Origin of the sequence: Streptomyces sp. NPDC048496 (assembly GCF_043200055.1) — a bacterium.
Lineage (GTDB): Bacteria > Actinomycetota > Actinomycetes > Streptomycetales > Streptomycetaceae > Streptomyces.
Genome location: NZ_JBICXB010000092.1, coordinates 1 through 11,318, shown reverse-complemented (window position 1 = coordinate 11,318; position 11,318 = coordinate 1). Strand labels below are relative to the sequence as shown.

Genomic DNA, 11,318 nt, shown 5'->3' with positions numbered 1-11,318 from the left:
GCACTGCACGCCCTCGAACCCGTGCCCCACACCACCATCAGCCCTCGGCGAGAAATCGGACCTCGGAAACATCAGCCGGTGGATCCGAGCTCAGTCCCGTCCCATGTCGAACGGCAGCCGGATCCAGTGGCCGCGCAGCGACGGTTCGAAGAGGAAGCCCGCCCGGAGCAGGATCTGTCCGTCGAAGGCGTCGAAGGCGCCTTCGACGTCGACCTCGCAGCCCCGTCCGCGGGTGATGCGGATCGGCTCCGGAGCAGGGCTCACAGGCTGCGTCCGGCAGCAGGTGCGAGATGGACGGTGGGCGCGTAGGCGGGCTTCGGCGGGATCGGGCGCGCGGAGGACGACGAGGTTCTCGGCGCCGCACCGCGCTGGGGCGATCGGCCGGCGGCAGACTGCGCGATGCGGTTGCGGCGCTGGGCGAGTCCGCTCCGCCGAATGGGGCGCGGTGGGCTGGCCGGTGCGTGGGCGACGTCGGCGTCGACGTGTACGGCGTACCCCTGCGCGCGCAGGTCCTGGGCGGCCTGGCGGGTGCGGCGCGGACCGTCGCGCTCGGGTTCGGTGAGCCGGCACCGGCCCGGCTCGCCCGGGACGGACTCGAACTGGACCCGGGTGAGGAACCAGTCGGTGAGGTGGGTGGGAAGCGAGGAGTTGAAGGCAGCAACGTAGCCGTGCTGGGGGTGGCTGCCGAAGGCGAAGTGGGTGACTCGCCTCGCGCCACACGGTTACCGCGCCGTTCGGGTTTGGCCGGCGCGGGTTCCCGATCAGCGGGCCCGTTGCTGGGCGAGGGCGGTGCCGGAATTGATGGCCCATCGGGCGAGCAGGAACGAGAGCGGGGTGGCAAGGAGTCCCGCCGCCACGGCGGCCACGTTCTTTCCCATGCCCAGGGTATGTACACCGGCAAAGAGGAGAACGCCCGTGAGTACGAGGTTGACGAGGCTCGAAACGGGATACCGGAAGAATCCGTGCCACGTCGGTTTCGTACGACAGGTGATGTACGTATTGAGGAAGAACGACCCCACGATACTGACCGCGAAACCGATGACGTGGGCGATCAGATAAGGGATCCATCGGTTCAGGGAGGCGTACACCGCCAGATAGACCGCCGTATTGACGATTCCGATCGACGCGAAGACGAAGAACTGGCGCACGGTGCGCCCCTTGGACGATCCGATCGCGGAGGCTCCCACGTCCGTCGCTGACAGCATTTCGGACGGATGACGGTCCGCAATGGTGTGGCGCTCCTGCCGTACACTTACCTCCGTCTCGCGCACCACGTAAAGCGGCCGGTGCTTCGTTTCGCGGTAGATGCGCCCGACGTATTCACCGATGATGCCGAGCGTGGCCAATTGGACCCCGCCGAGTGCCACGACAGCGGTCAGCAGGGTGGCGAATCCGGGGACGCGCACACCATGCAGGGCGACGCCGATGACGATCCATAGCGCATACGCCAACGCTGCGGAGAAGAGCGTGAGACCGATGTAGACGGCCAGACGCAACGGTCGGCTGTTGAAGGAGATCAGTCCGTCGATGCCGTAGTTGAGCAGGCGTCTTCCGCCCCATTTCGAGGTACCGGCGGCACGGCTGACGTTGTGGTAGGTGAAGCTGGCGGTGTCGAAGCCGATCCAGGAGAAGATTCCCTTGGAGAACCGGTTGGCTTCGGGCAGGGCGAGCACCGCTTCGACGGCAGGACGGGACAGCAGCCGGAAGTCTCCCTCTCCATCGGTGATGTCGACATCCATCCAATGCCCCATCGCACGGTAATAGGCCGTGCTGACGACGCTGCGCAGCACGCCGTCCCCCGAACGGTCCCGACGCGCGACGACCTGGTCGTAGCCGTGCTGTCGCAGCTCCAGTATCCGAGGAACAAGTGAGGGCGGATGCTGAAGGTCGGCGTCCATGAGAATCACGGCGTCACCCCGGGACATACGCAATCCCGCAAGTATCGCGGCCTCCTTGCCGAAATTCCGGCTGAAGGAGGTGTAGCGAACCCGCTGATCCGCGGCAGCGAGAGCGCGCAGCTGCTCCCTGGTCGCGTCCCGGCTGCCGTCGTCGACGTAACAGACTTCGAAGCTGCGTCGAGTCGTTTCGAGGACGACAACCAGTGTTTGGTGAAATCGCTCGATCACCTCGTCCTCATTGAAACAGGGAACTACGATCGAAACCTGGCACTCTGTCATTCGGATCCCTGGCAGGTGTGGTCACGCCATCTCGGAAGCATGCGTCTGTGTCCTCTTGATGCGTCTCGACCCGAGGCATCGTCAAACGAATTGTGCAGGGCCCATCCTTCTCCGCGATGCCTTCCGGCCGAATCACGTCACGGGATGGCATCGAATGGGTGAAGCATCCGTCTCGTCGCTGCCCGAACAGTCCTTGGTGATGCGCCTGACCGGTCGGCTCCTGATTCCTCCCTGCTGCGTTGCAGTGTTCTTCGAACATCGAGTTGTGCAGACTCGGCTCTGATCAACGGCACGTGCGCTCATGTTCCGCTGAACTGTGTGACACTTAACCATCTTCTGGTGCAGTTCGGACCTGTCCGGCCCTGTTTGCCCTGACCGCTGTCGGTGAACAGTCGTGCCCGGCCGGACAGCGAGGGCGGCGTGGGCCGTGGGGGCCTGCGTTTCCCGCTGGGTTCGGCGCCCCGAGGGCTGACACGCCGGAGCGAACTGGTCCCGACCGCGCCGGCCTGTGGGCGGTCCCGGACGCGAGGGCGCGCGGCGCGGTGTCGGACCCGAGCGAAAGGAATACCGGTCGTGGAACGTCCCCCAGGTGAATCCGTTCAGGAGCAACGGAGGGACGGTGTTCCGGACCGCGGGGCAGCTCGGTGGTGGACATCTCTGTGGGTCGGTTCGCTCGCGATTCTCCCCGTCGCTCTGCTGGCGGCCGCGGCCTGGTTCGGCCGTTGGGTGCGTCCATCCGGTGATGACTGGTGCTTTCTGCCCGTCGTGCGTGACGGGGGGCTGTCCGCGATCGTCGGGAAGTTCTACTACCTGGACAACGGGCGCGTCATGAACGCTGTGCTGGTCTGGTGCTATGCGCGGTTCGGTGTCGCCGGGCATCAATGGTTCGGCCTGATCAGCGGTGTGCTGATGCTCGGGCTCCTCTGGGCCGTTGTCGCCGGCGTTCTGCCCAGGGCAGGGATGACGGTGCCACGGGGGGGTCCCCTCCTGCTGGCATCGATGGTGACGGCGATTTTCCTGCTCGGGTCCCCCAACACCTACAAGACGTTCTACTGGCCGGCCGCGTCCGTCTCGCACACCCTGCCGCCCGTGTTCGCCTGCGCTGCGGCCCTTCCCCTCCTGCGGGCCACATCACGGCGGGGCAGGGGTTTCGCCCTGCTCACTGTCTTCGTGGCGGGGTTCGTCATGGGCACGCTGTCGGAGGAGACCTGTGTCGTCGGTGTGGTTGTACTGAGCTGCTTGCTGCTGATCAGCGGCCGGGTCGTCCCACAGGAGCGACGTACCTTCTTCCGCGGCTGGTGCGTCGCAGGGATCACCGGAATCGTCATCGGAAGCCTGATCCTCCTCAATTCTCCGGGCTCACAACATCGGCGTGAACGTCACCATGCCGCGACGATGCTCACTCCCGAATCGCTCCTCGCTTCGCTGCGCGGTTTCGCGCACATCGCAGCCATCATTCTTACGACGTGGCAGTACCTGGGGGCCTTCGTGGCCGGCCTTCTCCTGGGTCTGCTGGCCCGGCAGCACGAAGGCCGCCTGCCCCCGATGAGACACGGGACGCTGTTCGCCTGGACCGGCGTCTGCGCCCTCCTCGTCTCGGGCTATCTGTGCACGGTCATCACCTACCCGGCCTTCGGGTCGAGCGTCGCGACATCCACACGACTCTGGAACGACTACCTGCTGCTCTACATCCTGCTGCTTGTCCTCGTGGGCGCACTCCTCGGCCGCGCGTGGAGAGAGCGCGGGCGCCCCACCGGGCCGCCGAAGGCCGTCGCCGCAACTGTGTACGCTTTCGCCTGCCTCGCGCTTGCCGTCTCTCTCGTGCACCTCGACGCCGACATGGCGGTACGCGCTCGGAAATGGGACGACCAGGATCACTGGTTGCGCAGCCAGTCCGCGGCCGGCGCGCAGGTACTCCCCTACACACGGCTGCCCATCAGCAAAATGACCGAACCGTTCGCTGACGACGGGCGCAAGGCGTGGCCCGCGTCATGTGTGGCCCGCTACTACCATCTGGAACGCGTGGTCCCGGCGACAGGACTCCCCTGAGCACCGGCAGGTGCAGACCGTACGGTCCCAACACGGACGGCGCGCAACGACCTCACGCACTGCTCAACCCGCGGTCAGTCCGGCGGCAGATGGAACCCTGCGACAGGGTGAAGGCGAGAAAGACACCGACCGTGTAGAGCGGAATGAGCGAGGCAGCCCGGCCGTTGAAGGCGACGCAGACGAGGACGGCGGTGACAGACAGCAGGATGATGCCGTTGCTGTAGGCCAGACGGTCGCGCAGTCGCATGAAGATGCGTGGTGCGTAGTCGTCGCGCGCCAGAAGGGACAGCACCCGAGGGAAGTCGCTGTATGCGGTGTTCGCCGCGAGGAGCAGTACCGCGGCCGTGGCAGCCTGAATGAAGACGTGCATCCACCCCGAGCCGAAGGTCAGCCGCGCAAGCTGGGAAAGAACGGTCTCGCGTGCGCTCGGCACCACCCCGGTGCAGTGGATGAGGACGACGATTCCTGCGAACATCGCAATGAGCAGGCCGACCATCCAGGTCAAGGTGGTACGGGCATTGCGCCACTCGACGGATCTGAACGCCGGTACGGCATTGGAGATCGCCTCGATCCCGGTCAGCGCCGTGGCCCCCGAGGAGAAGGCGCGCATGATCAGGAGCAGGCCGACCGTGTCGGTGACGGGTACGGTCAGTGTGAGACGCGGCTGAAAGCCCTGGCCGGCCGCGTCGACGAGTCCGGCTGCGACGAGCGCGAACATGGCGGCGATGAACACGTAGGTCGGAGTGGCGAACAAGGCGCCCGCCTGCCGGATGCCTCGCAGGTTTCCCGCGAGGATCAGCACGATCACGCCGACACCCATGGGTCCGGTACCGAACATTCCACCGTGTCAATCAGTTCGTGGGCTCACCCACCGGAACGGTGAGAACCCCTTCACTCACTGGATATTCGGTCGTCCCGGCGAGTCGGTCGTTTTGTGCAGTCCAACTACCGGTACCCCTATGAGTTGTGCATCTCCGGCGAAGCCCAAGGGGCCTCGGCGGAAGCGTCACACTCGCGACCACGATCTACCCCGGACCAACCCCGAGCATGGACGTGATGCGGGCCCAAAGGTTGAGAAGGACGGAATGGTTGAGTGGAGTGCACGAAGGACAACAATAGAAGCCGCCCGGCGCACCGCATGATTCCCGCTACGGCGCTGGTGATTTGCGCAATTCTGGGATCATCGTGCTCTTCGAGTGATTCCCCTCTCGCAAACAGGGTCGCGGGCCCCGCGTCGCACCAGACGTCGAAGGCGGCGCAAGAACCTCACGGATGTCAACGCACCATGATCGGTGTCGCACATCCCGACGACGACCTCTACTTCGTCGACCCGGAGATCAGGAAGACCATTCACGCCGGATGCGCAGTCACCACCGTTTATCTCACCGCGGGCGATGACGGGAAGAGATCACAGGCTGCCAGGGACTACGTCGCGAGAAGAGAGAACGGCGTGCGCGCGGCCTATGCGGAGCTTGCCGGGGTCCCAGATCGCTGGACCGAGGACAGCACACGGGTCAACGGTCGCAGTATCAGATCCTCCAGCCTCAGACGCGGTTCGCAATCGCCCGTCAAACTGCTCTTCCTGGGACTGCACGACGGGCTTCCCCACGGACGGGGAAGTGAGAGCATGCTCAAACTGTTCCTGGCGACCCGCCAACGGATTCAGCTGTTCCAAAGCATGGAAAGCTACACCGAGGACCAGCTCCTGCAAACCCTGTCCGACCTCGCCCGGCAGGAAAGAGCGCAACGTATTCTCACGCTGGACTACGACAACGCTTCCTTCGCCTTCGGTCTCCGCGGCAAGGTCGACCACAGCGACCACGGCATCGGGGCCAGGTACTTCAGAAAAGCCGGATATCTCTCCGGCATCCCCGTCGCGTCCTACCTCGGATACACCATGTCGTCACTTGAACCCAACCTGCCCCCTGCGCAAGTTGCCGAAAAGGAAGCGGCCGTCAGACGCTACATCGCGCATACCGATTGCCATTCCAAGAAAAGTTGCGCCCTGGCTGACACCTACAAGGGGCCGCTCCAACTCGACGATTCGGACTGGGTTCACCGTCAGTACCTGCAAGAGCACCGGAACCCACGCCTCGGAGAAATCATGGGAGACATTGGAAGAACTACCGAGTTCAGCAGCAGGGATCCGGAGCAGTGTCTCGAAGCGGTGAGCACGCAACCGAATTACGACGCAGTCCGGATCAACAGCTGCAATGGAACCAGCGCGCAGAAATGGGAAATCAGGGACGACGGAACGATCAGAACAAGACTTTACAGAGGATATTGCCTCACCGAACTGACCAGCAGCGCCGGCCTGGCGCTGTGTGACGCATCACGCCCAGAACAGAAATGGGCACCCGAACCCTGGAAAAGTACCACCTGGAAGCGCACGGCATGGCGAATTGCGGGAGAGAAAGGCATGTGCCTCTACCAGAACGACCGCTCGCTCCCCCCTTACTGGAATTCAAGGACGGCGCAGCACCCGCGACTCGGTCTCGTCAGCTGCAACAGGCAGCCTGAGCCGGAGCTCTATTGGCGCTGGACAGCAGGAACGGCTCACAACAACCCAAACATCGCATAGGCGACCCAGCTCAACGCAATCAGACGTGGCGACGTTTCGGGTTGACGCGTGGCGGCCAAGTACGCGACGGGTACCAAGGCGATTGATCTCCTACGCCGGCGCCGGGCTTCGCTGGCCGTTGTCTGCGACGACTCGGGTCGTCTCACCGGAACGGTGAGCCTGGGCGACCTGCCGGCCCGCTTCCTGCAGCCGCAGGCGGCCTGACGGCAGAGGTGTAGCCGGCTCAGTCCTCGACGAGCGGTGGGCCGACGCATGGTCACCGCTCATCGTTCCTCAACGCCTTGGCATCGCCCTTGAAGATACGGGCCGCCTTGCCCGCCGAACGTGTCAGCTCGGGCAGCTCCTTGATCCCCAGGACCACCACGAGGAGGAAGAGGAGGAGGAGGAGGAGGATCAGAGCCAGTTCACTCAGGCCGAACTTCGGATCTGCTCTCCCAGGGGGACGGATGGCGACCGAAACGGCGTACCGGCTGCGCATCTCTCTCTACATTGCTGTAGAAGTCTCTCCTGGAGCATGATCGCTTAACAAGCCCGCCTTCCAGCCCGGTTGGCCGGGAACAGTGTGCTGCACGGAGGAACAGAGCAGGATGACGGACGGCGGCCCCACGGCCCGAGTGACCCCAGCCCGGGTATCCCTGGCGCGCCGGTGTCGCGCCCTCACGGAAGCGCGCTGGTTCGCCGTCACCGTGTTCACCTTGATCCTCACCAACGCCGCGCTGCTCGGCGTGGAGACGTACAGCGGACTGGTGGACGACTGGCACCGGTGGCTGCGTCTTGCCGAGCACGCCTGCGTCGCCGCCTTCACGGTGGAGATTGTGCTGCGCCTGGCCGCCCACGCCGACCGCCCGCGCTCATTCTTCCGCGATCCGTGGAACCTTTTCGATCTCGCCGTCGTCCTCAGTGCGTTCCTGCCCGTCGTACGGGAGAACACCACCGTGCTACGGCTATTGCGGCTGGCCCGTGTTCTGCGTTCAGCCCGCTTCCTGCCGCAGCTGCGCGTCTTCCTGGTCGCGGTCGGCCGCAGCCTTCCCGGCACACTCAGCTTCCTGGTCGTGGGCGCGCTGCTGCTGTACGTCTACGCGATGGTGGGCTGGGTCTTCTTCTCGCACCACGACCCCGAGCACTTCGGCTCGATCGGCCGCGCTGTCCTCACCCTCTTCCTCCTGATGACCCTGGACGGCATCGGCGACGCCGTCCGCGTCGGCCTGGAGATCTCCCGCTGGAGCATCGTCTACTACGCGTCCTACGTCCTGCTCGCCTCCTTCGTCCTGGTCAACGTCCTCATCGGCGTGGTCATCACTTCCCTCGACGAGGCACGGGACATGGAGACGGAAGAGCCACCGACGCAGCAGGGACCGGAGGACGCGAATCTGCTGCGAGAACGCATCGCCACTGCCCGCCGCGCCCTCGACGACCTCGAGGACGAGCTCGCCCGCGCGGCTGTGCACTTCACCACACCCGGCGAAGAGCGGGCAGTCGTCGCAGCCCGGCCGCTAGCAGGAAGGACGTCGGCAACGCGAGTGGGACAACAGTGACCTCTACGGCGAGGGGGGACGTCGCCGGGCTGCCGCCGCCCGACCAAGCTCCACCCGGACACCGCCGTACACCGCCGCATCGGCGAACGCTTCGCCGAGCCGGCCTTCGGCCCCGGCGGAACGTTCACCGCCCAGCGTGGGGGAACCGGCGACTCTCGGCCTCAAGCGCGCACGTGACCGATGGTGTCGAGTGCCGTCCCGACCTGGTTGGCCAAGGTCACCGCGACGAGGCGGGCGGCAAGCGGCGGGGCGGCGCCCGGTGCGGCCTGGAGCATGAAGCGGCCGTAGAAGCGGCCGTTGTGGAAGACCCGCAGTTCCAGCTCCCCGCCCGGCAGTCCGTTGTGGTCGACGTCCCAGCGCCGGCGGTCCCAGGAGATGCTGCCGTCCTCCCTCAGACTGGGCGGGTGTCCGATGAGGGTGCCGTATTCGAAGCGGCAGCCGCTCAGGCCGAGCAGCCCCACCAACTGCCCACGCACGTGGTCGATCACGGTATGCGGGTTGGTGGCGGCCTCGACGAGGCGAGCGGTGTGGTGGATCTGAGCCAGGTAGTCGGCGTCGGTGATGGCGATCACCTTCAGTTCCCGGGCGCGGGCCGCAAGCTGGGAGACGACGACGCCGACGACGAGGAGCAGCACGGCGGTGGTGATGTCGGCGGACTTGGTGATCCCGAACTGTTCGTAGGGACGGGTGAGGAAGAAGTCGAACCACACTGCCGCGGACATCGCGGTGAGCGCGCCGGCGAGGCGATGGCCCAGCGCCGCCACGCCCACCACGGCGACGACGAGCACCAGAGCCGCATTGGTGTTGGACATGCCGGCCCGGAAGGGCACCAGCACCGCGCACACGACCGGCGGCAGGGCCACGGCCGCGACGAGCGCAACCCGGTCCCGGGAGAGGTACTGAAGCATGGGGTTCACCTCCACCTCAGTTGTAGTCACAGATGGCCGCTCCCGCGTTTCATTCCGTCCCGCTTTGACGCAACCTTGATTACCCGACCCCTGGCCGTTTCCGCGGGCGCGTTGAGCGAGGCACGCACGGTCTGGCTGTCCAGAACGACCGCGCTGGGGCCCTCCTTCCAGCCCCCCGCTCACGCGGACCTGCCGGCGCCACTTCGTGGCTGGGGTGGTGTAGTCGGTAGCGGCGTGCGGCGCTCCGGGAGAAGATCTTCTCCCGGAGCCCGCGCAGGGCCGCGCGAGACCAACCCTGCCCTCGCGGACCCCGACTCAACAGGGGCCGACCAAGGGACGGGAACGGGTGGGGTCGTTCACCAAGGTGCGTGCCGACCGGTTCGTGCGGCCGCTGACAGGTGGTACGCGGCCAGGCGGCCACGGCCGTTACATCGTGTTTCCTAGGGCTTCAGGGGCGCATTCCGGTGCTGGCCGGATGCCGCAGCCCGCTCAGGGGTGCGGCGCATGCCATACCAGCAGACACAAAAGCTTGCAAATGCAAGGAAAATGAGTGCATTTGGGCGCGTATGCAGCCCTAAAAAATCGGACAGGCGGCGCGTCTTCTCGGCGTCAGCCCGGACACCGCGCGCCGATGGGCGGATGCCGGTCGGGTGACCACGCATCGTGACGCGAGTGGGCGGCGTCTCATCGAAGGGCGGGATCTGGCCGCCCTTCGGGTCGAGATCGCCAGGACCGATGGTGAGGAAGATGCCTCCTACACCTCCGTGCGTAACGTCTTCCCGGGCATTGTCATCGCCGTCACGCTCGGCGATGTCGCGGCCCATGCGGAGATGCAGGCCGGGCCGCACCGGCTGGTCTCGTTGCTGACCCGGGAGGCCGTGGAGCTGGGCGTGGAGGCCACCGCCCGCGTGAAGCCGACCAGCGTGCACGTCGACCGGGCCTGCGCGGAGAGCGAGAAGCCGGCGATGTTTTGAAGGACGTTTTCGGGCTCCAGTCGACGGAGGTTTTTGGGCTCCATGGTTGGGCTGGAGGGGGCGTGAGGCGGTGCGATTCACGCCCCTGTGGCAAGGTGATTTGGCCCCACTTCGATCGAGTGGTTCCAGACTTCGATCGAGTGGTTCCAGTGGCCCTGAGGGTGGGGTCTCGCGGTAGTTTGGAAGCCTCGGTCAGCCGCCGTCAGCGTGCCCCCGACAGGTGCGTGGAGGCTGCCGCCCCGGCTCGACTCAGGCCGTGGACCGCCCAGTGTCCGCGGTGGCTGGACGAGAACGGGTGATGGTCCGGTCGGCACTGGGACCCGGCGGCCGGACCCGGAACGGCTGCGGCCGGCCTCCCCTCAGGGAGGCCGGCCGCAGTTGTCGATGAGGGTCAGCTGCAGCGCCGCAGCTGACCCTGAGCTTAGCGGGACATGCGCAAGGATGTGTCCAGGATGGTCATGAGCTGTGCAGCGCGGCTCTTGCCAGCCGGCGCGAGAGGGTACCTGTTGAGAACATCAATCAAGACCGATGTGGCGCGTTGTCGAGCCTCCTCGATCAGCCGGAGCCCGACGGCGAAATCACCGTCCGCGTTCAATTCCCCCACGCGCGCCGCGCTTGCAGCAGCTCGCAGGATGTGACCCACCTGGGTGGGTTTCGCGATCGGATGGAGGTAAGCCGCAGAGGCGGCATCGCCGGCAGCGCGCGCAGCAAGCCGTTCGGCTTCAGTGGTCGCTTCCTTCGCCGCCCGGTGGGCATCCAAGGAGGTGATGCGCTGGAGCTTGGTCCTTCTCGCGCCGTTCACGAATTCCCGTGCGGCGTCGATGGCTGCACGAGGTCGAGGATCGCCGGGGTTGGCGACCTCGAACACAGGAAGAACTTCCTCAGCGCTCTCCAAAACATAGCGTGCGACAACGCGCAGCTCGTCCATGGTCAGCTCAAAGTCCCCCGATACGGTCGTCACGGATCCGATTCTCCCATCGAGCAACTACCTGCAGTCTCAGTAGGGTCGGGGACTGGCGCGGTGGCCTGTGAGGCTCCGTTTCCAGCCCCCGCCCGTCAAGTGAAGTAGACCGCCGACGAGGTGCCCGTGGCGC

General features: G+C 65.8%; 9 protein-coding genes and 2 pseudogenes. 5 read left to right on the top strand and 6 right to left on the bottom strand.

Annotated elements, in window-relative coordinates; genetic code table 11:
- Window positions 1-90 precede the first annotated feature (90 nt).
- Window positions 91-264, bottom strand: a complete 174-nt coding sequence (locus ACGFSA_RS34035) for a hypothetical protein (protein WP_393309908.1) — start codon at window positions 262-264, stop codon at window positions 91-93.
- Window positions 265-761: 497 nt separating this feature from the next.
- Window positions 762-2,177: a glycosyltransferase gene (locus tag ACGFSA_RS34030; protein WP_393309906.1), complete on the bottom strand. Its 1,416-nt coding sequence runs from the start codon at window positions 2,175-2,177 to the stop codon at window positions 762-764.
- 765 nt (window positions 2,178-2,942) lie between these two features.
- On the opposite strand from ACGFSA_RS34030, the gene ACGFSA_RS34025 reads away from it, so the two are divergent.
- Window positions 2,943-4,226 (top strand): DUF6056 family protein, encoded by a 1,284-nt coding sequence (locus tag ACGFSA_RS34025; protein WP_393309905.1) that lies wholly within the window; start codon window positions 2,943-2,945, stop codon window positions 4,224-4,226.
- Window positions 4,227-4,323: 97 nt separating this feature from the next.
- Here the strand turns inward: ACGFSA_RS34025 and ACGFSA_RS34020 are convergent.
- Window positions 4,324-5,049, bottom strand: a pseudogene (locus ACGFSA_RS34020) (APC family permease); the annotation flags it as partial.
- A 462-nt stretch (window positions 5,050-5,511) separates the two neighbouring features.
- Between ACGFSA_RS34020 and ACGFSA_RS34015 the strand changes: the two are divergent.
- Both ACGFSA_RS34015 and ACGFSA_RS34010 read left to right on the top strand, forming a co-directional pair.
- Entirely contained in the window at window positions 5,512-6,807 is a 1,296-nt protein-coding gene (locus tag ACGFSA_RS34015; RefSeq protein WP_393309903.1) for a PIG-L family deacetylase, read from the top strand.
- A gap of 66 nt (window positions 6,808-6,873) precedes the next feature.
- Window positions 6,874-7,011, top strand: a pseudogene (locus ACGFSA_RS34010) (hypothetical protein); the annotation flags it as partial.
- 52 nt (window positions 7,012-7,063) lie between these two features.
- Here ACGFSA_RS34010 and ACGFSA_RS34005 read toward each other — a convergent pair.
- On the bottom strand, window positions 7,064-7,285 hold the full coding sequence (locus tag ACGFSA_RS34005) for a twin-arginine translocase TatA/TatE family subunit (protein ID WP_393309902.1): 222 nt from the start codon (window positions 7,283-7,285) through the stop codon (window positions 7,064-7,066).
- A gap of 109 nt (window positions 7,286-7,394) precedes the next feature.
- On the opposite strand from ACGFSA_RS34005, the gene ACGFSA_RS34000 reads away from it, so the two are divergent.
- Window positions 7,395-8,342 carry an ion transporter gene (locus ACGFSA_RS34000; RefSeq protein WP_393309901.1) on the top strand — a complete coding sequence of 316 codons (948 nt, stop codon included), beginning with the start codon at window positions 7,395-7,397 and terminating at the stop codon, window positions 8,340-8,342.
- Between the two features lie 161 nt (window positions 8,343-8,503).
- Here the strand turns inward: ACGFSA_RS34000 and ACGFSA_RS33995 are convergent, their stop codons facing one another.
- The gene (locus ACGFSA_RS33995; RefSeq protein ID WP_393309899.1) at window positions 8,504-9,250 is read right to left on the bottom strand and encodes a DUF4118 domain-containing protein; all 747 of its coding nucleotides are present in this window, start codon (window positions 9,248-9,250) and stop codon (window positions 8,504-8,506) included.
- 581 nt (window positions 9,251-9,831) lie between these two features.
- On the opposite strand from ACGFSA_RS33995, the gene ACGFSA_RS33990 reads away from it, so the two are divergent.
- Window positions 9,832-10,224 (top strand): molybdopterin-binding protein, encoded by a 393-nt coding sequence (locus ACGFSA_RS33990; protein ID WP_393309910.1) that lies wholly within the window; start codon window positions 9,832-9,834, stop codon window positions 10,222-10,224.
- A gap of 421 nt (window positions 10,225-10,645) precedes the next feature.
- Here ACGFSA_RS33990 and ACGFSA_RS33985 read toward each other — a convergent pair whose 3' ends face one another.
- Window positions 10,646-11,185 (bottom strand): putative immunity protein, encoded by a 540-nt coding sequence (locus ACGFSA_RS33985; protein WP_393309898.1) that lies wholly within the window; start codon window positions 11,183-11,185, stop codon window positions 10,646-10,648.
- Between the last annotated feature and the right edge of the window lie 133 nt (window positions 11,186-11,318).